Annotated in this window: 20 protein-coding genes and 1 pseudogene; 8 read left to right on the top strand and 13 right to left on the bottom strand. The window is 72.0% G+C overall.

The features are described 5' to 3' along the window. The first annotated feature begins 113 nt into the window (after positions 1-113). Positions 114-2,207, top strand: coding sequence for a TPM domain-containing protein (locus NEH16_RS11010; RefSeq protein WP_265547145.1), 2,094 nt, complete (start codon positions 114-116; stop codon positions 2,205-2,207). 102 nt (positions 2,208-2,309) lie between these two features. Further along, the gene (locus tag NEH16_RS11015) at positions 2,310-3,023 is read left to right on the top strand and encodes a PspA/IM30 family protein (RefSeq protein ID WP_073964167.1); all 714 of its coding nucleotides are present in this window, start codon (positions 2,310-2,312) and stop codon (positions 3,021-3,023) included. Between the two features lie 19 nt (positions 3,024-3,042). Here NEH16_RS11015 and NEH16_RS11020 read toward each other — a convergent pair whose 3' ends face one another. The 5 genes from NEH16_RS11020 to NEH16_RS11040 all read right to left on the bottom strand — a co-directional run bounded on the left by NEH16_RS11020 (position 3,043) and on the right by NEH16_RS11040 (position 8,203). Further along, complete coding sequence (locus NEH16_RS11020; RefSeq protein ID WP_265547147.1) at positions 3,043-5,595, bottom strand: SpoIIE family protein phosphatase; 2,553 nt, start codon at positions 5,593-5,595, stop codon at positions 3,043-3,045. 194 nt (positions 5,596-5,789) lie between these two features. After that, positions 5,790-6,218: an ATP-binding protein gene (locus NEH16_RS11025; RefSeq protein ID WP_073964169.1), complete on the bottom strand. Its 429-nt coding sequence runs from the start codon at positions 6,216-6,218 to the stop codon at positions 5,790-5,792. 213 nt (positions 6,219-6,431) lie between these two features. Next, positions 6,432-6,833, bottom strand: coding sequence for an NUDIX hydrolase (locus NEH16_RS11030; RefSeq protein WP_073964870.1), 402 nt, complete (start codon positions 6,831-6,833; stop codon positions 6,432-6,434). Between the two features lie 186 nt (positions 6,834-7,019). Continuing rightward, complete coding sequence (locus NEH16_RS11035) at positions 7,020-7,220, bottom strand: SPOR domain-containing protein (protein WP_073964871.1); 201 nt, start codon at positions 7,218-7,220, stop codon at positions 7,020-7,022. 230 nt (positions 7,221-7,450) lie between these two features. Continuing rightward, positions 7,451-8,203: a GntR family transcriptional regulator gene (locus NEH16_RS11040; protein ID WP_265541716.1), complete on the bottom strand. Its 753-nt coding sequence runs from the start codon at positions 8,201-8,203 to the stop codon at positions 7,451-7,453. 202 nt (positions 8,204-8,405) lie between these two features. Here NEH16_RS11040 and NEH16_RS11045 point away from each other — a divergent pair, with 202 nt between their 5' ends. Both NEH16_RS11045 and NEH16_RS11050 read left to right on the top strand, forming a co-directional pair. Next, positions 8,406-9,785, top strand: coding sequence for a glycoside hydrolase family 18 protein (locus tag NEH16_RS11045; protein WP_265541718.1), 1,380 nt, complete (start codon positions 8,406-8,408; stop codon positions 9,783-9,785). Positions 9,786-10,113: 328 nt separating this feature from the next. Continuing rightward, positions 10,114-10,827 carry a lytic polysaccharide monooxygenase gene (locus NEH16_RS11050; protein WP_265541720.1) on the top strand — a complete coding sequence of 238 codons (714 nt, stop codon included), beginning with the start codon at positions 10,114-10,116 and terminating at the stop codon, positions 10,825-10,827. Positions 10,828-10,934: 107 nt separating this feature from the next. Here NEH16_RS11050 and NEH16_RS11055 read toward each other — a convergent pair whose 3' ends face one another. Then, a complete protein-coding gene (locus NEH16_RS11055; protein WP_265541722.1) occupies positions 10,935-11,750 on the bottom strand; it encodes an SDR family NAD(P)-dependent oxidoreductase in 816 nt (271 codons plus the stop codon). A 160-nt stretch (positions 11,751-11,910) separates the two neighbouring features. On the opposite strand from NEH16_RS11055, the gene NEH16_RS11060 reads away from it, so the two are divergent. Continuing rightward, positions 11,911-12,495 (top strand): TetR/AcrR family transcriptional regulator, encoded by a 585-nt coding sequence (locus NEH16_RS11060; protein ID WP_265541724.1) that lies wholly within the window; start codon positions 11,911-11,913, stop codon positions 12,493-12,495. Between the two features lie 40 nt (positions 12,496-12,535). After that, positions 12,536-13,159: a hypothetical protein gene (locus tag NEH16_RS11065; protein WP_265541725.1), complete on the top strand. Its 624-nt coding sequence runs from the start codon at positions 12,536-12,538 to the stop codon at positions 13,157-13,159. Here the strand turns inward: NEH16_RS11065 and NEH16_RS11070 are convergent. Continuing rightward, positions 13,140-13,532 carry a hypothetical protein gene (locus NEH16_RS11070; protein WP_265541730.1) on the bottom strand — a complete coding sequence of 131 codons (393 nt, stop codon included), beginning with the start codon at positions 13,530-13,532 and terminating at the stop codon, positions 13,140-13,142. The genes NEH16_RS11065 and NEH16_RS11070 overlap by 20 nt on opposite strands. After that, positions 13,532-15,247, bottom strand: a complete 1,716-nt coding sequence (locus NEH16_RS11075) for a hypothetical protein (protein WP_265541732.1) — start codon at positions 15,245-15,247, stop codon at positions 13,532-13,534. The genes NEH16_RS11070 and NEH16_RS11075 overlap by 1 nt, the downstream gene beginning before the upstream one ends. 265 nt (positions 15,248-15,512) lie before the next feature. Between NEH16_RS11075 and NEH16_RS11080 the strand changes: the two genes are divergently transcribed. Continuing rightward, complete coding sequence (locus tag NEH16_RS11080) at positions 15,513-15,782, top strand: type II toxin-antitoxin system Phd/YefM family antitoxin (RefSeq protein WP_265541734.1); 270 nt, start codon at positions 15,513-15,515, stop codon at positions 15,780-15,782. Continuing rightward, positions 15,775-16,038, top strand: a complete 264-nt coding sequence (locus NEH16_RS11085; protein ID WP_265541736.1) for a type II toxin-antitoxin system RelE family toxin — start codon at positions 15,775-15,777, stop codon at positions 16,036-16,038. The genes NEH16_RS11080 and NEH16_RS11085 overlap by 8 nt, the downstream gene beginning before the upstream one ends. Positions 16,039-16,167: 129 nt before the next feature. On the opposite strand, the gene ychF is transcribed toward NEH16_RS11085, so the two are convergent. The 5 genes and pseudogenes from ychF to NEH16_RS11110 form a co-directional block, all read right to left on the bottom strand. Beyond that, a complete protein-coding gene (gene ychF, locus NEH16_RS11090; protein WP_265541738.1) occupies positions 16,168-17,256 on the bottom strand; it encodes a redox-regulated ATPase YchF in 1,089 nt (362 codons plus the stop codon). Positions 17,257-17,375: 119 nt separating this feature from the next. Further along, positions 17,376-18,613, bottom strand: a pseudogene (locus tag NEH16_RS11095) (GNAT family N-acetyltransferase). 69 nt (positions 18,614-18,682) lie between these two features. Beyond that, on the bottom strand, positions 18,683-19,735 hold the full coding sequence (locus NEH16_RS11100; RefSeq protein WP_265541740.1) for a peptidase C39 family protein: 1,053 nt from the start codon (positions 19,733-19,735) through the stop codon (positions 18,683-18,685). 19 nt (positions 19,736-19,754) lie between these two features. Continuing rightward, the gene (locus NEH16_RS11105; RefSeq protein WP_265541742.1) at positions 19,755-21,863 is read right to left on the bottom strand and encodes an iron ABC transporter permease; all 2,109 of its coding nucleotides are present in this window, start codon (positions 21,861-21,863) and stop codon (positions 19,755-19,757) included. Beyond that, positions 21,860-22,924, bottom strand: coding sequence for an ABC transporter substrate-binding protein (locus NEH16_RS11110; protein WP_265541744.1), 1,065 nt, complete (start codon positions 22,922-22,924; stop codon positions 21,860-21,862). The genes NEH16_RS11105 and NEH16_RS11110 overlap by 4 nt, the downstream gene beginning before the upstream one ends. Positions 22,925-22,962 lie beyond the last annotated feature (38 nt).

Genomic DNA, 22,962 nt, shown 5'->3' on the forward strand with positions numbered 1-22,962 from the left:
GACGGTAGGGACACGGCGCGCCCGCGCCGAACCATTTGTCGCCCCCGCGCCCCGAACGCCTCGTGTCGCGGCGGCCCGGAGGTGGACATAGCCTCACAAACGTGACGCCGCCTGTGAGCCGAACCCGGATCCTCATACCGGGCCGGGCCCTGCTCGCCGTACTTCTGACGGTGTGCTGGCTGGCCCTGGCCCCCGCACCGGCCGCCCGCGCCGACGATCCGGTCACGCTGTCCCGCGACGGGCAGATCACCGACAAGGTGGGCGCCCTCGGCGACCGCCGCCCCCAGGTCGTCACGGCCCTCGACCGGCTCTACGCCGAGCAGCGCCTCCAGCTCTTCGTGGTGTACGTACGCGACTTCTCCGGGCGCTCGGCGCAGGACTGGGCCGACACGACCGCCGACCGCAACGGCCTCGGCCGCGACGACGTCCTGCTGGCCGTCGCCACCCATGCCCGGCAGTACGCCTACTCCGTCGACCAGGACGCGCCCCTCACCGACACCCAGCTCCGGGACGTGGCGAACACCGCGATCGAACCGGCGCTGAAGCGGAACGACTGGGCGGGTGCCGCGATCGGCGCCGCCGACGGCTACACCGCCGTCCTGTCCGGCGAGCCCGTGCCCGCCCCCGCGATCACCCCCGGCGTCTCCGACCCGGGCTCGGGCTCAGGCGGCACCGGCACCGGGGACCTCCTCCTGCCGATCGTCCTGCTCTGCGCGGTGGCGGCCGTCGCCGCGTACGCGTTCCTGCGGCGCAAGCGGCGCGCCACCACCCGTACGACGCCCGGCACGACCGGCTGGGGCGGCGGCGTGCCGGCGCCGACCCCGCTGCCGGAGCTCGACGCGAAGGCCAAGGAGACGCTCGTCGCCACCGACGACGCGGTCCGCACGAGCGAGGAGGAGCTGGGGTTCGCCACCGCCCAGTTCGGGGAAGAGGCCGCCGCGCCGTTCGCCGAGGCGGTGGCCTACGCCAAGGGCGAGCTGACCACCGCGTTCCGGCTGCGCCAGCAGCTGGACGACGCGTTCCCGGAGGACGAGGCGACCCAGCGCCGGATGCTGGACGAGATCATCAGCCGCTGCGCCGACGCCGACGGCCGCCTCGACGCGGTCTCCGAGGACTTCGACCGGCTGCGCGAGCTGGAGCGCGAGGCGCCGCAGGCCCTGGCCGCGGCCGAGACCGCGCTCCACGAGCTGACCGGCCGCGTTCCGGCCGCCGAGTCCGCGCTCGCCTCGATGCGCGAGCGGTACGCGGACCAGGCATCCGCCCCCGTCGCCGCCGACACCGGCCAGGCCGAGGAGCGGCTCGCCTTCGCGACCACCTCCCTCGACCGGGCCCGGCAGGCGGTGGACGGCGGCGACCACTCGGCGGCGGCCGTCTACGTCCGGGCCGCCGAGGGGGCGCTCGACCAGGCGGCCACCCTCGTGGACGGCGTGGAGCGGCGGGGCCGCGAGCTGGACGAGGCGGCGGACCGCCTGACCGCCGCGCTCACCGAACTGGACACCGACCTCGCGGACGCGGGCGGGCTGCTCGACGGCACGGCACAGGGGGCCTCCACCGCCGACCTGCGCGGCCGGATCGCCCGTGCGCGGGCGGTGGCCGGCGATGTGCGCGAGGAGCGGGGCGGCAGGTACGACCCGATCGACGCGCTGCGCCGGGTGGAGGAGGCGGACCGGGCGCTGGACGAGGCGCTGGCCGGCGCGCGGGAACGGGAACAGGGCGACACCCGGGCGCGCTCGCTGCTGGACGGGGCGCTGCTCACCGCGCGCTCCTCGGTCGCGGCGGCGGCGGACTTCGTCACGACGCACCGGGGCGCGGTCGGCAGCACCGCCAGGACCCGCCTCGCGGAGGCGCAGCGCCGGCTGGAGCAGGCCGCCGCACTGGCGGGGTCCGGTGACCCGCAGGCCGCCCTGGCCGAGGCGAACCGCGCGGACGCGCTGGCCGGCGAGGCGCGGAGCCTGGCCGAGCAGGACGTACGCGGCTACGGCTACGGCGGACGCGGCGGCCCCGGCGGCATGGCGGGCGGGGGCGGCGGGGGCATGGGCGGCGCGGTGCTGGGCGGGATCATCCTCGGCGGGCTGATGGGCGGGGGCGGCGGGCGGGGCGGCTTCGGAGGCGGTGGCTTCGGAGGCGGCTTCGGCGGGGGCGGCGGGCCCGGCAGCTTCGGCGGCGGCGGGACGCGGGGCCGCCGGGGCGGCGGCGGGCGCTTCTGACGCGGGGAGCTTCCCGTACAGCCGTACGCGTAAACGATGAACGGCACCCCGCAGGCGTCACCCACGAGCAGCACCACCCGACACCCGACAAGAGAGGCCCCCATGAGCAAGCAGACCATCCTCGGCCGTGTCACCCAGCTGGCGAAGGCCAACATCAATGCCCTGCTCGACCAGGCCGAGGATCCGCAGAAGATGCTGGACCAGCTGATCCGCGACTACACGAACAACATCGCGGAGGCCGAGCAGGCGGTGGCCGCCACCATCGGCAATCTCCGGCTGATGGAGCAGGACCACCAGGAGGACACCGAGGCGGCGCGCGAGTGGGGCGGCAAGGCGCTCGCCGCGAGCCGCAAGGCCGACGAGCTGCGGGCGGGCGGATCGGGCCCCGAGGCGGACAAGTTCGACAATCTGGCCAAGGTCGCGCTGGGCCGGCAGCTCCAGTCGGAGAAGGAGGCCAGGACCGCCGAGCCGACCATCGCGGCGCAGACCGAGGTGGTCGACAAGCTCAAGACGGGCCTGGACCAGATGAAGGCGAAGCTCTCGGAGCTGAAGGCCAAGCGGGACGAGCTGGTGGCGCGCGCCAAGTCGGCGCAGGCGCAGAACCAGATGATGGACGCGGTGAAGAACATCAACGTCCTGGACCCGACCAGCGAGCTGAGCCGGTTCGAGGACAAGGTGCGGCGCGAGGAGGCGCGGGCCCTGGGCAAGCAGGAGCTGGCGGCCTCCTCGCTGGACGCGCAGTTCGAGGACCTGGACGCACTGGGCGACAGCGCGGAGGTGGAGGCCCGGCTCGCCGCGCTGAAGACCACGAAGTGAGCCGCGCCCCGGCCGCCGCTCAGAACATGCTGAGCAGCTCCTCCACCGAGCGCTCGGCGGGCGGCCGCCCGTCGGGCAGCGGCAGCTCGAACCAGACGGTCTTGCCGCGCGGCGTCCGCCTCGCCCCCCAGGCCGCGCTGAGCAGTCCCACCAGCTGGAGGCCCCGGCCGCCCTCGTCCGTGTCCCGGGCGCGCCGGCGCCTCGGCTGGACGAGACCGGCGTCCCACACCTCGCAGACCAGGGTGCGGTCGCGCAGCAGGCGGAGCCGGATCTCGCCCTCGCCGTAGCGCAGGGCGTTGGTGACCAGCTCGCTGACCAGGAGTTCCGTGGTGTCGACCAGCTCGTCGAGGCCCCAGCTGGTGAGCTGGCCCCGGGCCAGTTCGCGGGCGCGGCCGACCGAGCGCAGCTCGCGGGGCAGCCGCCAGTCGCCGACGGCCTCGGCGGGCAGGCCCTGGATGCGGGCCATCAGGAGCGCGATGTCGTCCTCGCCGTGCCGGGTGTGCAGCGAGCCGAGGACCCGGTCGCAGACGTCCTCCAGCGGCTGGTCCGGTTCGATCAGCGCCTTGCGGAGGGCGGCCAGGCCCTCGTCCAGCGGGTGGTCGCGGGACTCGACCAGCCCGTCGGTGTAGAGGCCGAGGAGCGCGCCCTCCTTCAGCTCGACCTCGACCTCCTCGAAGGGTTCGCCGCCGACGCCGAGCGGCATGCCGGGCGGTACGTCGACCATGTGAGCGGCCTCGCCCGGCTCGACCACGACGGGCGGCAGATGGCCCGCGTTGGCGAAGGTGCAGCGCCGGGTGACCGGGTCGTAGACCGCGTAGACGCAGGTCGCGAGGTACACCTCGGAGAGGTCCGCCTCACGGGACTTGTGCGCGGCGCGGGCGGGCCACTGGGCGCCCCCGCCCCCGGAAGCGGAGGCCGCGCCGGGGGCGCCGAGGCCCCGGGCGACCTCGTCGAGGGCGGACAGCACCTCGGCCGGTTCCAGGTCGAGGAGGGCCAGCGTGCGCACGGCGGTGCGCAGTTCACCCATGGCCACGGCGGCGCGCAGGCCGCGCCCCATCACGTCGCCGACGACGAGCGCGGTGCGGTGGCCGGGCAGCTCGATGACGTCGAACCAGTCGCCGCCGACCTCGTTGGCGGTGTTGCCGGGGAGATAGCGACAGGCGATGTCGAGCCCGGCGGCCTCCGGGTCGCCGGGGGGCAGCAGGCTGCGCTGGAGGATCAGGGCGCGCTCGTGCTCGCGGCGGTAGAGGCGGGCGTTGTCGATACAGACGGCGGCGCGGGCGGCCAGCTCGGTCGCGAGGGCCCGGTCCCGGGCGTCGAACGGCTCGCTGCCCTTCGTACGGGAGAAGCGGACGAGGCCCACCACGGTGTCGTGGGCGACCATCGGCACGGCCAGCGTGGACTGCACGAAGCCCCCGTCGTCGCCGGGCACGTCCTCGATGTGCCCGGTGCGCAGCGCGACGGCGGACGGCGAGCCGAAGGGGTAGCGGTGGACGGAGCCGAGGGCGGGGGGCGCACCGCCCGGGGGCCCGGACGCGTGGGACGCGGCGCCGGGCAGGGCGTCGGACACGGCGCTGGCGAAGGCGACGCGGCGCAGTTCGGCGGAGCCGCCGACCGCTTCCTGGCTGAGCGGGCTCCAGCCGCCGGGCGCCGCCTCGTCCCCGGTGAGCAGGGCCTGGTAGAGGTCGACGGAGGCCAGGTCGCAGAAGACCGGGACGGCGACGTCGAGGAGTTCGCGGGCGGTGGTCTCCAGGTCCAGGGAGTTCCCGATGCGGGCACTGGCTTCGTTGAGCAGGGCGAGGTTGCGGCGGGCGCTGGCGGCCTCGCGGGCGGCGGTGTGACGCCGGGTCACGTCGGTGGCGAGCCCGGCGATGCCGATGGGACGGCCGGAGCCGCTGTGCACCCGGTAGAGGTTCATCGACCAGTGGCGGCGCTCGGTGTCGCCGGGGGCCGTGCCGACGAGTTGGAGGTCGGTGACGGAGTTGCCCGTCTCCAGGACGCGTTCGAGGGTGGCGGTGAGGCGGTCGGCCTCGGCGCCGGTGAGGTAGTCGCCGACGGTGCGGCCCTGGTGGTCGTCGGCGCGGCCGCCGAAGACGGTGGCGAAGCGCTCGTTGGCCCGGACGACGGTGAGATCGGTGCCGAACAGGACGAAGCCGAAGGGAGATTGGCCGAAAATCGCCTGCGAGGCGGCGAGGTCCGTCTCGATGCGGCGCAGGGCGCGGACGTCCACGACGATGCAGACCGCCGCCCGTTCACCGGTGGCCGTCTCGCTGGGCATCACATAGATCTCGGCGAGCCCGTGCGTCCCGTCCTCGCCGGGCACCCGGAAGGGGACGAGGCCCGTCCACTCCTTGCCGTCGAGCACCTCGCCGACGCGGCGGTGGCCCTCGCGGCGGACCTCGCCGGGCAGGAACGCCTCGACCGGGTCCTTGCCCACGGCCTCGTGGGCGGCCACGCCGAAGAGACCGGCGGCCCGGCGGCTCCACTGCTCGATCAGCCCGTCGGGCCCGATCGAGAAGGAGGCGACTCTGATGTAGTCGTAGATCGAGCCGGGCGGACTGCTCTGCCACACGACGTCGCCCGCTGTCCCAGGTATTTCGCTCACGCGACCGTCCCCTCCAGCTCACACACCGGACCGGTCATGCCCGCAGTATTCAGCACTACGGCCCCGTCCGGCACGGCGTTCACGATCACAGCACGGTCTCAGTCCCTTTCAGCCAGGTTCGGCCCCGACCTCCGGTGATCGCTGTGCGTCCCACCTCACTCCTAACCAGGCAGAGCCAGCTCGAACCACACCGTCTTGCCGCTCTTTCCCCGCCGGGTCCCCCAGCGCCTGGCCGCACAGGCCACGAGCTGGAGCCCCCGGCCGCTCTCGTCGTCGGGTCCCGCCGTACGTTCGGTGGGTGGATCGGGGAGGGGATCGGAGACTTCCACGAGGAGACCGGCGCGGGCGGCGGAGTGGTCCCCGTCCGGATGGGGGCGCAGCAGCCGCACCCCGATGGGACCCGGGGTGTAGCGCATGGAGTTGGTGACCAGTTCGCTGACCAGCAGAATCGCTTCGTCACCGACGGCGGCGTCGAGCCCCCAGCCACGGAGGGTGTCCTGGACGGCGTGCCGGGCGGTGCGCACCGCACCGGGGACAGCCGGAAAGCTCCACTCGGCTCGATCGCCTTCGGTATCGGTCACGCCGATCACTCCCAGAGCCGGCAACGGTGACGCCCCGTCTGCGCGGGGCAAACACCACATACCCGATATTGCGGGGCGAATACCGCCGGGCTCGACACGCGGGGCGTACGGGTGTACGGCGGCGCGCACGTACGGGTGCCCGGGAAACGGGGGCGCACACACCGCGCCGCCACGCGCCGCACCATGATCCGCGCGCGGGGCCCAGGGGCTCTCGCGCCGGACTCAGTCCAGGTCGCCGGCGGCCCTGAGGTCGTCGAAGAGCAGCTGGTCGACGGGCGGCACCCGGTCGCGGTCGGCGTACGAGAACCACGCCACGTCCTCGATCTCGCTGCTGGCCCTCAGCTCACCGCTGAACCCGGCGGTGTAGCAGGCCATCCGGACCACCGCGCCGTCCGGCAGACCGGGTCCGCCGGCCTCGTACGTCCCCACATGCGCGACCGACTCCGCGTCGATACGGACCGTCAGCTCCTCCTCGATCTCGCGCACGAGGGTGTCGAGGTCGCTCTCGGCGCCCTCCCGCTTGCCGCCCGGGATGTAGAAGACGTCCTTCCCGCGCGGGCGGGCGCACAGGATGCGGCCCCCCTCGATCCGCACCCACGCCACCGTGTCGATCAGCACCGGCACCTTCACGCCCTCCAGTTCGCCGAACGCCTCGGCCGGCCACTTCTTCTCCTCGGCGCTCGGCCGCACCGCCGCGGCCGTGCGGAGTCACCGTCCAACTCGCCCTCGCGTACGGCATGGCGGTGCGGTGCACCGCCCTCGCCGCGCCGGACCGGCGCACGGCGCACTGGGGCCGTGCGCCGCACGCCTTTACGACTGGGCGGCCTGCCCCACGCGCTCCACCCAGTACAGCTGCTTGTGCCCCCGGTCCTGCAACTTGTCGGCCGCGCGCTGGGCCTCGCCCTGCGTGGCGTACCTGCCCACGCGGTAGCGGTTGCCGTTGTCGTCCTGCCGTATCACCAGCCAGGAAAGCACGGCACCGCTGTCACTCATCGTGTTTCTCCCGAGCATCGCGCCCCTCCCCTGAACGATGTGCACGCTTCTAAGGAACTCCAGGAAACCCCGGTACGCATATGCCTGAGCCTACGCCTGACCTTTACTCAACGAATACGTCTTTACACAAAGAGGTACCGATCCGGCCAGGAACGGACCAACGCCCTGGGGGCGCATTCTCTCGAATGCGCCCCCAGGGCGTTGCAGCGGGATCGGGACATGACAATCAAGGCCGGTCCGCCCGGCGTTCACCTCACGGGAAGCCGGTATCCCACCCGGTAGCGGTCGGCCGGCACCACCACGTCGGCGGTCTCGACGGGCCGCCCCGAGGCGTAGAAGGTCCGCTCGACCACCATCACCACATGGCCGGGGACCCCGCCCAGCGCCACGAGCTCCTCCGCAAGCCCCGGGCGCGCGCCCACCTGCTCGGCCACGTTGTCCACGATCACGTCGATGGCGGCCATCCGCTCGACCACCCCGCAGCCGCCCAGCGGGCCCTCCTCCGGCAGCATCACCGGCGTCCGCCCCGTGATGGCCAGGGGCTCCCAGGAGGTGGAGAGCATCACGGGGTCACCCGCCTCCCGGAACACGTAATGCGTGCGCATGACGCGGTCGCCCGGTTCGATCCCGAGCCGGGCGGCGATCTCGGGGCTCGCGCCCTCCTGCTCGCTGCGCGACTCCCAGGTCCCGCGCACGCCGTCGGCCGCCTGCTCCTGGCGGAACGGGCCCGCGCCCGCCTCGGGCCGGAAGCCGGAGCGCTCGACCATGCGGGGCACCGGCCGCTCGCGCACGTACGTCCCCGAGCCGGAGCGGCCCTCGACCAGGCCCTCCGCCATCAGGACCTTGCGCGCCTCCAGGGCGACGGTGTCCGAGACCCCGTACTCCTCGCGGATGCGCGCCTGCGACGGCAGGCGCGTATGCGGCGGCAGCAAACCGTTGACGATCTTCTCTCTCAGATCGCTCGCCACGCGCAGATAGGCGGGCTGCTCACCGAAAGCCACAGGCCACTCCCCAAGAGGTTGACGGACTGCGACAGCGTCGCAACCGTGGGTTCCGAATCGCAAGCGCAGGCCACAGTTTCACTCGAAGTGATGACATTGAGCGGGCCTGCGCATAGTCCGCCACACGAGGGCGAGAACCCCTTCGAACCGCCTTTGCCAAACCCTTGACCCCGTTTGGTCCAGACCAATAACTTCTGGCCTCATGCGTCGAAGAACCCTGTCTTCACTCGCCATCGCCGCCTGCGCCATCACGCTCGCGGCCTCCTTCTCCCCCGCCGCCAACGCCTCGTCCGGGCACGGCAGTCACGGCGGCGGGCACGGCCACCACGGCTCCGCGCCCGAGTACAAGCGCGTCGGCTACTTCACCCAATGGGGCGTCTACGGCCGCGACTTCCAGGTCAACGACCTGGAGACGAGCGGCACCGCGGCCAAACTCACCCATGTCAACTACTCGTTCGGCAACGTCAGTGCGGACGGCAAGTGCTTCACGGGCAATGTGCCCGGCGAGGCCGACGCCTGGGCGGACTACGTCCGTCCGCTCGACGCGGCCAACTCCGTGGACGGGGTCGCCGACACCGACGACCAGAGGCTGGCGGGCAACTTCAACCAGCTGCGGGAGCTCAAGGCCAAGCATCCCGGGCTCAAGGTGATGATCTCGCTCGGCGGCTGGAGCTGGTCCACGCACTTCTCCGACGCGGCCCGCACCGCCGCGTCGCGCAAGGCGCTCGTCGCCTCCTGCATCGACCTGTACATCAAGGGCAATCTGCCGGTGGACGGGACGCGCGGCGGCGAGGGCGCGGCGGCCGGGCTCTTCGACGGCATCGACATCGACTGGGAATGGCCGGGATCCGCCGGTGACACCGACACGGTGTACCGCCCGGAGGACAAGCGGAACTTCACCGCCCTGGTGCACGAGTTCCGCACCCAGCTCGACGCGTACGCGAAGAGCGCGGCCAAGGGCCGCCACCACGGCGCGAAGCCCAAGCACTACGACCTCTCGGCGTTCGTCCCGGCGTCCCCCGAGAAGATCGACGCCGGCTTCGACGTGCCGCGCATCATGCGGGACTTCGACTTCGTGAACCTCCAGGGCTACGACTTCCACGTCTCCGGCGAGGCGAAGACGGCCCAGCAGTCCGCGCTGTACGCGAAGGGCGACTACAGCGTCGACCGGACCGTGCGTGACTGGCTGAAGCGGGGCGCCCCGGCGCGCAAGCTGGTGATGGGCATGCCCTTCTACGGCCAGGGCTGGACGGGTGTGACCGGCGGCGGCGACGGCCTCGGACAGCCGGCGGCGGGCCCCGCCCCGGCGACCTGGGCGGCCGGTTACGAGGACTACAAGGCCCTCAGGAAACTGGCCGAATCCGGTACGTACAAGGTGCACCGCAACGCGCGTGACGGCAGCGCCTGGCTGTTCGACGGCACCACGCTGTGGACGTACGACGACCCCCAGGTGCTGCGCACCAAGACCGCGTACATCCGCGACCACCGGCTCGGCGGCGCGATGTTCTGGTCACTGGACGGCGACACGGAGAACGGCGAGCTGATCACGGCCGTCGACCGCGGGCTCTCCTCCCGCCGGTAGCAACACCCCGAGAGGGGCGGCTGCGTACGACGGCGGCCGCCCCTTTCGCATCACACCCTCGATGTGACGCCTCGCCAAGGTCTCGTCAAAGTCCCTGCATACAGGCCCTCTTGACGAGTACACGCCCATGAGTATGGTCTAGACCTAAGGTGAGCCGTGGTCGCCCTTGGCGTCCGTCGGCGCGCGAAGGGCTGCGGGCGGCGCCCCCTCGCCACCGGCCGTACCCCTGCCCCCACCGCGCCGGCACCCCCTGACAAGGCCGCTGCTCGGTGCGGGCATGTCCGACCGCTGCCGTCACCCCGCGGCAGTCCTCAGCGAAGGAGTTGGCATGAACGCGAAGCGAAAACTGGCCCTCGTGCTCGGTGCGGGAGTCGCCCCCCTGCTCGCGGTGGTCCTGCCCGCCACCACGGCCAGTGCGCACGGTTACGTCTCCTCGCCGCCGAGCCGCCAGGCGCAGTGCGCGTCGGGCGTCGTCGACTGCGGCCAGATCAAGTACGAGCCGCAGAGCGTCGAGGGCCCCAAGGGCCTGAGGAGCTGCAGCGGAGGCAACGCGCAGTTCGCCGAGCTGGACAACGACAGCAAGGGCTGGAAGGCCACCCCGGTCGGCAGCTCCGCCGACTTCTCCTGGACGCTGACGGCCCGCCACGCCACGAGCACCTGGCAGTACTACATCGGCGGCTCGAAGATCGCGGAGTTCAACGACAACGGCGCGCAACCCGGCGCCACCAAGACCCACCATGTGAACCTCAGCGGCTACAGCGGCCGCCAGAAGGTGCTGGCCGTCTGGAACATCGCGGACACCGCCAACGCGTTCTACGCCTGCATCGACCTCCAGATCGGCGGAGGCGGCACCCCCGGCGGCGGTGACGGCGGGGACCCGGGCGACTGCGCCGCCTCGGCGTGGGAGGCCGGCCGCGTGTACAACGGCGGCGACACGGTCTCGTACAACGGGCACACCTGGCGCGCCAAGTGGTGGGTCCAGGGCGACCAGCCCGGCACGACCGGCGAGTGGGGCGTCTGGGAGGACCTGGGCGCCTGCTGACGCGCGTCCCTCCGCGGGGCTCCGGCCTCGCGGAGGGGTACGTACGGGGCAGGGCTCATGCCGCGTGCTCATGGCGCCTCCTCATGCCGCGCACTCATGCCGCGTCCTCATGCCGCGTACGACTCGTTCCGCGCGCGGCCCTCGGCGGCGAGGACCTTGCGCGTGACGCGCTCGGCGATCGCCGCGACCAGGGCGCGCGGCCGACGCGGCAGCAGGTGTGCGGACAGGGAGTTGCCGAAGCCCGGGGTGACATAGGCGCGGTCGCGGTCGAGGGCGGCCAGCGCGGCGCGCACGACCGGCTCCGGCGTGCTCATCGACCCGTTGACGGCCGCCTCTCGGGTCCCGATGGCCTCGAAGAACGGCGTGTCGACCGGCCCGGGGCAGAGGGTGAGCACGCGCACGCCGCGTCCGCGGCACTCCTGGCGCAGGGACAGCCCGAAGTTCAGCACGAACGCCTTGGCGGAGCTGTAGACCGCGAAGTACGGGGCGGGCTGGAAGGCCGCGGTGGAGGCGACGTTGACGACGGCACCGGTGCCGCGTTCCAGCATGCCGGGGAGCAGGGCGTGGGCGAGGCCGACGAGCGCGACGACGTTGACCATCAGCTGGTCGTGGTCGCGCTCCGCGTCGATGTCCTCGAAGCGGCCGCAGGTTCCGAACCCCGCGTTGTTGAACAGCAGCCCGATCCGCAGGCCGAGCACGTCGAGCCGGTCGGCGACGGCGCGGGCGGCGCCGGGCTCGGCGAGGTCCTGGACGAGGACGTGGGCGCGCACGCCGTGCTCGACCTCCAGCCGCGCGGCGAGGGCGGTGAGCCGGTCCTCCGAACGCGCGACCAGGACGAGGTCGTGCCCACGGGCGGCGAGCTGGGCGGCGAACTCCGCGCCGAGCCCGGAGGAGGCACCGGTGACGAGGGCGGTTGCGGACATGGAGGTCTCCCTGGGAGAGGGCTGAATGGACCGAACACCTGAAACATCAGGGTACCCATTACCCCGCTAACTGCAACACTCATGTCCCATCTACCCAAAAAATGGCGCACGGGTGTTACGTTTCCTGGGTAGAGGCGGCGGAACGGACAAGGAGTGGACGATGGCCGGTGAGACGGCGGCACGGCCGCTGCGGGCGGACGCGGAGCGCAGCGTGCGCCTGATTTTGGAGGCGGCGGAACGCCTGCTCTCCAAGGACCCCGGGGCCTCGATGGAGCAGATCGCGGCCGAGGCGGGCGTGTCCCGCACGACGATCCACCGCCGCTTCGCACACCGCCAGGCGCTGATCGACGCCCTGGCCCTGTCGGCGGCCCGCCAGCTCGCCCAGGCGGTGGCCGACGGCCGCCCCACCACCGCCCCGCCCCTGGTGGCCCTGCACCGGATCACCGCGAACGTCCTGGAGGTCAAGGGCGCCTGGACCTTCGCCCTGAGCCTCCCCGCGACCCCCGGCACGGAGGCGGCGGCGCTCCACGAATCGATGACCGAACACTGCCTCACGGTCCTCTCCCGAGCCCGCGAAGCCCACCTCATCGCCCCCACGTCCGACCTCCCCTGGCTCCAACGCGTCTACTACGCCCTGCTCGGCGAGACGTTGCACGGCAACCCGAACGACCCGGTAACGGACCCGGACGCGCTGGCGGCGCGAGTGGTGGAGACGTTCCTGCACGGGGCGGGGGGACGGGGCTGAGGCATCCCGGGTTGTCAGTGCCCACTGCTTTCATGACGCCATGGGCACCGCACGCGACACCGCAGCCCTCCTCCCCGACCCCGAGGAACTCCGCGCCCACTTGAGGGCACTGGCGGTCCTGGATGCCGCGATCGGCGACGACCCACTGTTCGTCTGCTACACCTTCGATACGGCGTGGGGCCCCGACGAGGAAGTGGCCCTGATGAGCAACGGCTCGGGCGACGACTTCTCCGTCCACTTCACCCCGGCCGGCGTGCTCATCCGGGGCTTCGACCACGAGTCGGCGATGAGCCCGTACGTGAACGAGGAGGTCTGGCCGGGCCTCATCGAGGACGTACCGGCCTCACTGAGCCCGATCCTCCGCGATCCGGCCTTCCGCGATGAGGACATCGACATCCCACGCGTCACCGCGTGCCTCTGGCAGGAGACCGGCGACCCCCTCTGGCACACCGGCGCATCCATCGACTTCCCGGCGGACAACGCGTCCCCGGACGGCTCCGGCTTCCTCTTCGGCCTCCTCACGGACCGCTCCCCCGAGGCCGTCCAGGCGTACTTCGAGGACTACTACGAACGCCCCGTCCCCCTGGAAGCCATCCACCACGCCCTGACGGGCCTCCCCCTCACCCCTGCGATAACGAAAGCCCTCAGCCGATCCACCCCGTGATGGCATCGGCCAGCGCCTGGCCGCCCTCCTGAACCGCAGTGCCGACAACCAGTGCGGGCAACGTCCGTGCCAGCTGCAACAGCACACCCTCGTCGGGCGGTGACGCGGTGAGCTGGGCGTCGATCGTCTCCGTCATGCCGCGCAGGACGGGCGCGGTGGCCAAGTCCTGCTGGTGCCGCTCCAGTTCGGTGCGGAACGCGGTGAGCAGGTCGCGTACGTCCTCGGGCCCTGCGGTGTGCCGGACCGACGCCGACTGGTGCACACCGCGGATGTCCCGTCCGACGACGTTCTGAATCGGGGCGATGCTGTCGCCGCCGATGTGGATGGCCGAGCTGGGTTCCCTGTCCGGGTCGGGGCGTCGACGGCCGATCATCACTTGCCTCCTTGGGGTGCGCTGCCCTGGCTCACGCCACTGATGTTGCTGCCGGCAACGTTCTGGATCGGTGCGTGGTTGTCGCCGTACACCTGGATGTTGGTGATCACAGCAGCCACCTGCTGTTCGTAGGGGGCGGTATCGACCCCCAGCTCTTCGAGATACTCGGCAACAGTCCGAAAGACACAGGTCTGCATGAGAACGACATGCCTCTTGGCATCGTCGCTCTGGTGCATGTCCGTGACCTCCTCCATGGAGTAGCGGTCACGCACACTGACGGGGTCCTTCTCCTCGCCCCGGCCGCCGCCGCTCTCTTCCAGGTGCTTCGCCGGCCCCCGCCCGAAGCGGGCCGCGAACCGCCAGGCAGCCAACGGACCCACCACCGCGTCCAACAAGGACTGCACGGTGAGCCAGCGAAGGAGCCGGAAGTGCCGGAGCGCCAGCGGCGCGTCCGTCCCGCGCAGCTCGTTGTACACCGGTGTCACGACGTGCGGCCGGACCGTCAAATGGAGTTCCCCGCCCTCCAAGGCCGCGTGAACGAATACGGTGACCACGACCTCGCCGTCCCAGGTCACGCACTGAGCACGCATATACAGGCGGTCAGGCACACTTGACGGCGATTGCCGGCCCCGGCCACGAAGTTTCGGCTCCCCCGCCTTGGCGTTTCGCGCACGCCGAAGCCACAGATCCGACGGAAGGCCGACCACATCGGAGGCCGTGAAGCCCGGCAGCGGTTCGGTGATCTCCTGCGGACCTCGCCCCAGGTCCCGCAGCGCCTCACGCATGCGAGCCAACAGCTCCCGGTCCTCGAACGGTTCAACCGCCCCGTTCGCGCTCTTGGGCTTCAGCGGAACGATCATGTCCGCGATGCCCCAGACGTAGCGCCCGGCACCGACGAATCGCTCCGGTACGTCGTAAGGCAGCTCGATCAGCCCCTGCCCGTCCTTCAACCGAGCTATCCGCCGCTTGCCCTTCGGGGCCACCCACGGCAGCCGCCCGGAGGCAATCTCGCCGCCGACGATCCGGCCGAGCGACGCGCGGGCCACGAGCCGATCCGCGGCAAACACCACGGCTCCGCCGATGAGCAGCACAAACGGCGCGAAGACCAATTCGAGTCGTATGCCGATGACTTGGCCGCCAATGGGCCATGCGTAGGGAACGACAGCCAGCAGCCACGGCAGGCACAGCACCAAGTACGCCAGGCCGGGCCGGGAAGAACGACCCACTGCCCTCGGCTTCCGCTCCGCCCGGGCCGCCGCCCAGCGCAGGAAAAGCGCCAGAAGGGCGGCGGTGCCCCAGACCGCAGAAGCCCAAGGAGCGACACTCGCGACGGCCACGAACACGAGGAGAAGCGCCGCGCGCCGCGCCCAGCGCCGCCGCCGGACACGAAGACCGTGCGCCGCCACCGGCTCGAGGTCGAACCCGTAGGACGGGACCGGCAACGGAGGCCCGTGCACAACATGATCGACGACCCACTGGGCCATCTGCTCCCCCAGAGGGGGACAGTCGTCGCTGCCCTCGAGGTAAATCCGCCGTCGAGCACTCCGGCGCGGCTTCTCGGGCTTGTCGCCTTTACCCAGAAGCTTGCGCCACCACGCCCTGATGGGCTTCAAGCGGTCAGGGCGCGCATACATGCTCTGGCACAACAGCTTGGTCACCACAGATGCCCTGGGGTTCACCTCGTCGCCGCGCGACCCGGCATCGTCCGGCGCCATCCGGTTCTGGCTAGGAATCCCCGGAAGCCCTCCCGCCGCCTCGCCCGCATGCCGCTGGGCACGCAGCTCCCGTTCCCGCCCCATGACTCCGCCCCCGTTGTTCGGTACGGCGGGCATCCTTGTCGCGCCCGGCAGCGACGACCAGACCACAAACGCAACATTGCTCGCATATCTTCACACCCGTGCGGATTGTCCGAATCCAACCCCTCGGACCGCCCTATCGGAGCATTGGTGTACACATGGCACACTCGGTACGCTTGACTGCATGACGCAGCCGCAACCCATAGAGTCCATCCGCGCCGTACGCGCGCACCTGGCGGAGGTCGTGGAGCGTGCCGACCGGGACGACGTACCCACCGTGATCACCCGACGGGGCAAGCAGGTCGCCGCCATCGTCTCCATCGAGGTGCTGCGCAAGTACCAGGAGTGGGAAGAGCGCGAGATCAACCGGATCATCGACGAGCGTATGGCCGACTCCGCACCCGGCATCCCGATCGAGGACGTCATGAGGGAGACGCTGGAACGCGGTGAGTAAGTACCGAACCGTCTTTCGCCCCGAGGCGCAGGCCGAGCTACGGAAGATCCCTCGCGGCATGGCCCTGCGCATCCTGGCCAAACTGGCCGAGCTGGAGAGCGATCCCCTGGGCTTCAACACCACCGCGCTCGTGTCACAGCCGGACCGTCGCCGCCTGCGAGTCGGCGACTACCGAGTCGTGTACACGATCGACAACGGAGAGGTCGTGGTGTGGGTCGTCCATATCGGTCATCGCTCCACCGTGTACGACACCTGATCTCCGCGGAACCCCGTGACTGCACCCACGACACAGCCCGGGCACGCACGAAGGGGCCGACTCCCAAGGAGTCGACCCCTTCTGAACCGCACGCTTGCCACGTCAGTGACGCGGCGACGTGTCATCCGCTCACACGTTGAAACGGAACTCCACCACGTCGCCGTCCTGCATCACGTACTCCTTGCCCTCCATGCGGGCCTTGCCCGCTGCGCGGGCTTCGGCGACCGAGCCGGTTTCCATCAGGTCTTCGAAGGAGATGATCTCCGCCTTGATGAAGCCCTTCTGGAAGTCGGTGTGGATGACGCCGGCCGCCTCCGGGGCCGTGGCGCCCTTCTTGATGGTCCAGGCGCGGGTTTCCTTGGGGCCTGCCGTGAGGTACGTCTGGAGGCCCAGGGTGTCGAAGCCGACGCGGCCGAGGGTGGCGAGGCCGGGTTCTTCCTGGCCCATGGACTGGAGGAGTTCCAGGGCCTCGTCGTCGTCCAGCTCGATCAGCTCGGACTCGATCTTGGCGTTCAGGAAGATCGCCTCGGCGGGGGCGACCAGGGCGCGCTGTGCGTTCTTGAAGTCCTCGTCCACCAGCTCGTCCTCGTCGACGTTGAACACGTAGATGAAGGGCTTGGTGGTGAGGAGGTGGAGCTCGTGGAGGAGGCGGCCCTTCTCCGTGGAGGCCGTGATGCCCGCGTGGAAGAGGGTGTCGCCGGCTTCGAGGATCTTCTGCGCCTCCTCGACCGCCGCGAGCACCGCGACCTTCTCCTTCTGGAGGCGGGACTCCTTCTGGAGGCGCGGGATCGCCTTCTCGACCGACTGGAGGTCCGCGAGGATCAGCTCGGTGTTGATCGTCTCGATGTCGTCCTTGGGCGAGACCTTGCCGTCGACGTGGACGACGTTCTCGTCCTTGAACGCGCGGATGACCTGGCAGATAGCGTCCGACTCGCGGATGTTCGCGAGGAACTTGTTGCCCAGGCCCTCGCCCTCGCTCGCACCCCGTACGATCCCGGCGATGTCCACGAAGTCCACCGTCGCCGGGAGGATCTTCTGCGAGTTGAAGATCTTCGCCAGGGCATCCAGACGGCGGTCCGGGACGCCGACCACGCCGACGTTCGGCTCGATCGTGGCGAACGGGTAGTTGGCCGCCAGCACGTCGTTCTTGGTCAGGGCGTTGAACAGGGTCGACTTGCCGACATTCGGCAGTCCGACGATTCCGATACTAGTACTCATGCCACAAACGTCCGCTCAGGATCAAGAAGGGTGGGGTCGGCCGCGACGGCGGCCCAGGCGTGCCATCGTCCACATGCGCGTATCACGGTACAGGGACCGGGGCGAGGAGATCTCCTCGGTCAGAACCAGTGCAGGCAGTGCGGGGAGACGTCGCTCGCGAACAGCGCGTCCGCGTGCGCGGCGGCGGCCGGGTCGTGCGCCCGGATGTGCCCGGCCCGTACGAGCGTGCTCGGGCGGGTGCCGCCGAGGTAGACCGAGCCCAGGTCCCGTACGTCCAGCGACAGGTCGGGCCGCCGGTCCGTGGCCACGCACTCCGCCCTGCCGTCGCGCACGGTCAGCAGGTAGCGGCCGTGCTCGCCCAGGAACGGGTCGTCCACGTCCAGCACCAGCTCCCCGTCCGTGAACCAGCCGCGCGCCGTCAGCGCACGCGGTACGTCGAGCAGGCGCACCCAGAGCCAGTCGGTGTGGCCGCCGACCTCACCGGCCCGGACGTCCGCGAGCTGCCACCGCAGCGGGTGCTCCGGCGGGACGTGCCGGAACACGACCTGGGAGACCAGGTCGTGCCCGAGGGCGTACCGGGCCAGGGCGGTGAAGGCCGCGTCGTCCACGGCGATGGTCTCGTCCACGGTCAGGGTGCCGGACTCCGTCGAGTAGCTGGCGTAACCGTCCGGCGTGCCCTCCGCGTCCCGGTGCACGGCCACGTAGCGCGGGGTCCGGGCGACCGGCGGCTGGCCCGCGCCCAGCTCCCACCAGCGGTGCGGCCGGGACAGCGCGCCGGGCTGCGCGCGGCGGTACCGGTCGTAGACCGCTTCCAGGATCTCGCCGCAGTCGGCCCGCCGCAGCACCTCGACGGAGCCGGTGCCGGAGGTGCCCGTACCGCCGGATCCGCCAGAAGCGTCCCCCGCCCCCCGCGGCTCCGCCCACTCCCCCTCTGCCGCGCCACCGTCAGCCGCGCCGTCGACGTCGCGGGGCCGTACCCGAACCGCCCGTAGATCCGCGCTTCCGAGGCCAGCAGCACCGACAGGTACTCGCCCCGCTCCCGCACATCGGCGAGCTGCCGGCGCATCATCGCGCTGAGCACGCCGCGCCGCCGGTGCGAGGGCAGGACGCCGACGGCGGTCACTCCGGCGGCCGGGACGGGCTCACCGCCGGGGAGGGTCAGCTCGAAGGAGTACGCGGCGGCCGTGCCCACGGGCTTTCCGTCCGGGGCCACGGCGAGCAGGGCGCGGTCCACCTCCAGCGCCGACCACCAGCGCCCGCCCTCCGCGACGGGGGTCTCCGGGAACTGCCCGAAGGCCGTGTGGACGGTCTCGACGAAGACCTCGAAGTCCTCGTCGGTCGTGGGACGGATCTCCATCACTGCCGTTTCTCCTCGGGTTCGGAAAGGGGCCCAGCGTACGGGTGGCCCCGCGCCGGGCGCACCGGATCACTCGTGGGCGGTACGCAGGGTCACGGCCCCGCGGAAGTCCCCCGGCGCCATCCGCGACATCGCGTCCAGCGACGCGTCCGGCACCGGCAGCAGGTGGGCGTCGACCCAGGTGTCCCCGGTCGCCCCGTTGGCCCACGGGTCGTCGATCACCACCGCACCGGGCACGACCCCGTGGCACAGCACCCAGTGCGGCACCTCGAACCCCTGCATCGCGGCGAGCGAGAGCAGCAGGAGTACGTGGTCCCGCCGGGCGATCGCGTCACGGACCGCGCTCAGCGGGAGGTGGTCCGGGTCGACGGGGACGCCGATGCGCTCGGCCTCCGTACGGGACACCCGCTGGAGCACCGCGCGCCACTCCTGGTCGCCCGGGGCCAGGTGGTCGAGCATGACCGGCCGGTCCGTGTCGAGGTGGACCGTGACCTTGGACGAGGGCCGGGCCCGGCGCAGGGCGACGCCCAGGCCGACGGGCTCGCAGGCCATGAAGTTGGTCGCGTCCCGCCACAGCGTCAGCTCCGCCCGGCGGTCCAGCGCCTCGCGCGGCAGGACGCCCGCGTGCACCTGCGCGACGAGGGCGGTGACGGCGCCGCAGCTGAAGTGGGTGGTCTGCCCGTAGTACGGGGGCGCGGTCACCGCGTCGCCGTTCAGCCAGCGGACGTAACCGGTGGCCGGCCCGTTCCCGCCCTCCGACTGCGAGAGCGGCGGGTCCAGGGGCGCGAAGCCCGCGGCGGCGGCCTCCTGCGGCGTGACCGTCCACCCCTCCCACTTCAGCTGTACGAGGCCCCGGTCGCGCGCGTGGGCGGCGACGGCCTCGATGACGGCCGGTACGTCGCCCACGGCGTCCACGATCTTCAGATACGCCGTGCCCGGGCGGGCGGTCACGAGCGCGGCGCCCGTCCACTCCGCGCCGTCACCGCGCACGGCGACGAGGTGCGGGGCGTGGGCGGAGCGGTCGACCGCGTCCCAGCGCTCCGCCACCTCCGGGGGGACGAGCGGGGCCGGCGCGGTGCCGGGCCCGTACGGCACGGGCCCTTCTTGCGGGGAGGACGACATTCGAATGCTCCAGAGAGAGTCAGGCGCGGGACTGCTTCAGCACCCACACGAAGTACGGCGCGCCGACCAGCGCGATCATCAGCCCCGCCGGCACCTGGGAAGGGGCCGCGACGGTGCGCCCCAGCGCGTCCGCCACGCACACCAGCACCCCGCCGAGCAGCATCGCGACCGGGATCGTACGGGCCTGCCGGGCACCCACCAGGGAACGGGCTAGGTGCGGGGCGACGAGCCCCACGAAGCCGACGACGCCGATGGCGATCACGCTGAGCGCGGCCAGCACCGCGGCGATCGCCAGGGCCGCGAAGCGGGTGCGCTCCACCCTGACGCCGACGATGCGCGGGGTGTCCTCGTCGACGGCGAGCAGGTCGAGCCGCTCGCGCATGGCCAGCAGTACGGGGAGGCCGAGGGCCAGGGCCACGGCGACCGGGACGGTGTCGGAGAACGTACGGCCGTAGGTCGTGCCGGAGAGCCAGGTGAAGATGCGGGGCGTGTTGTACGGGTCGGCGCGCAGCAGCAGGAACGTGGTCACCGCGCTGAGGCCGTACCCCACACCGATGCCGATCAGTACGAAGCGGTCGGGCAGGAAGCCGCCGCGCCAGGCCAGCAGGGCGATCACCGCGAAGGTGGCGAGCCCGGCCGCGACGGCGACCGCGACCAGCACCGCCTGTCCGCCGCCGAGCCCCGAGGTGACGACGCCCGCGGCGCCGAGACCGGCGCCCGCCGTGATGCCGAGGATTCCGGGCTCCGCGAGCGGGTTGCGTACGGTGCCCTGCACCACGCATCCGGCGAGTCCCAGCGCCATGCCGGCGAGGACGGCGGCGGTGACCCGGGGCACCCGGTCGTCCAGGGCGGCCCCGATCAGGTCGGGTGCGGTGCCCTGGATCCAGAGCGCGATGTCCCCGGTCTTCAGCCAGAGGCTCCCCGCCAGGGTGCCGACGAGGGCGGCCGCGACCAGCAGGACCGCCGCGCCGGTCACGACGAGGAGGAAGGCGCGCCGGGACCGGGCGGCGACCCGGGCCCGCGGCGGCTGCTGGACGCGGCCGGTGTCGCGCAGCCGCAGCGCGAGGACCACGATCACGACGGAGCCGAGGAGCGCGGTGGGCACCCCGGTGGGGATGGAGGCCGCCCCGTCCGCCCCCTGCACCGCGCGCAGGACCGCGTCCGCGAGCAGGATGAGCAGCGCGCCGAGCAGGCCGGCCGCGGGGATCAGGAGCAGGTGGCGGCGGAGCGCGCGGACCCGGCCGGCGATCAGGCGGGCCAGGACGGGGGCGCCGAGGCCGACGAAGGCCATCGGGCCCGCGAGGGTCACCGAGGTGCTGGTCAGGAGGACCGCGCAGACCACGGCGAACACGCGGGTGCTCCGGATCGGCACGCCGAGGGTGGCCGCGGTGTCGTCGCCGAGGTTCATCACGTCGAGCCGCCGGGAAAGGGCGAGGGCGGCGCAGAGCACCAGGACGACGAGGGGGATCGCGCGCAGCGAGGCGTCGATGTCGAGCTGCGAGAGCGAGCCGCTGCCCCAGGCGTAGAGGCCGGTGGTGTTCTGCTTGAACAGGATGAGGAGCATCCCGGTCGCGGAGTCCAGGGCCATCGCGAGCGCCGATCCGGCGAGGATCAGGCGGGTGCCCGAGGTGCCCGCCGCCCGGCCCGCGAGCAGCAGCACGAGCGCCGCAGCGACCAGGCCGCCGGCGAAGGCGACGACGCCCGAGGCCCACAGCGGTACGGAGAGGCCGAAGGCGGCGACGAGCGAGACGGCGAAGTAGGACCCGGCCGAGACCGCGAGGGTGTCGGGCGAGGCCAGCGCGTTGTGCGTGACGGACTGGAGGAGCGTACCGGCGCAGCCGAGGGCGAAGCCGACCGCGACGCCCGCGAAGAGGCGCGGCAGCCGGGAGCCGGTGAGGATCTCGCCGACCGGAGCGCCGTCGGCGCTGTCCTGCTGCCCGGCGAGGTGGCGGACCAGGTCGCCGACGCCGACGCCCGAGGTGCCCTGGGTCAGGTGCCACAGGCCGACCAGGACGGTCGCGGCGAGGAGGAGTGCCAGGACGGCCGCCCCGGCGGGAGCGCCGCCGCGTTCCTTGAGCGGACGCGGGGGCGCTCCCTCGGCGGGTGGCGCTGTGCGTACGGCGCTCACTTCTTGTCGAGTACGTCGACGTAGGCGTCGATCGCCTGCTCGTTGGAGCGGGGACCGCCGGCGCCCCAGACCCGGGCCGGGAAGGCGTGGGCGCGGCCTTCCTTCACGGCCGGGAGCTTCTTCCAGATCGGGTTCTTCCGGAGCGCGGCGACGTAACCGCCGGCGCCCTCGTCGTTGGCGTAGAAGAGGTTGGCGTCGCCCACCGCGACGAGCCCTTCGGCGTCCGTCTGCGCGAGCCCGTAGGCGGGGTCGACTCCGCCGTCGCCGTGCTCCTTGTTGACGCTGTTGGTCCACGCGGGCTTCAGGCCGAGTTCCTTGCCCAGTTCGGTGAAGAGGGCGCCGTCGCTGTAGGGGCGGACGGTGAGGTTGTTGCCCTCCAGCCAGCCGTCGAAGAAGACGAAGTCCTTCGTCGGCAGGTCGGCGTCGGTGACCTGCTGCTTGGCCTTGGCGAGGTGGGCGTCGAACTCCTTGAGGACCTGGTCGGCGCGCTCGGTGCGTCCGGTGGCCTCGCCGATCATGCTGAAGACCTGGCGCATGTTCCCGATCGGGTCCTTCGGGTTGGCGCCGCGCGTGGCGAGTACGGGGACGCCCCGCTTCTCCAGCTTCTTGATCATCTCGTCCTTGGCGTCGAACGCCTCCACGACGATGAGGTCGGGCTTGGCCGCGTAGAGGGTGTCGAGGTCGGGCTCCTCGCGGGTGCCGATGTCGGTCACCCCGCCGGGCAGCTTCTCCGCGCTGACCCAGGTGCTGTAGCCCTTCGCGTCGGAGACGGCGGTGGGGGTGACGCACAGCGTCAGCGCGTCCTCGACCTGCTGCCACTCCAGGACCGCGATGCGCTCGGCGGGCTTGTCGAGCTTCACCTGGCGGCCGACGCCGTCCGTGAGGGAGACCGGCCCGGTCGACGTGGTGGTGGTGTCGTCGGCGCAGCTCTTGGACGCGGGGGCGGCCTTGGCGCTGCTCTTGGCCGTGACGTCGTCGGCGTCGGTCGTGCCGCAGGCGGCGAGGGCGAACAGGGCGAGCCCCGAGGTGGCGGCGGCCGTGAGGCGGCTGGCGCGGTTCATGGAGGGTCCTCTTTCTCACATTTCCGAAGGTTGCGTCG

The organism is Streptomyces drozdowiczii, from assembly GCF_026167665.1.
In the GTDB taxonomy this organism is placed as follows: domain Bacteria; phylum Actinomycetota; class Actinomycetes; order Streptomycetales; family Streptomycetaceae; genus Streptomyces; species Streptomyces drozdowiczii_A.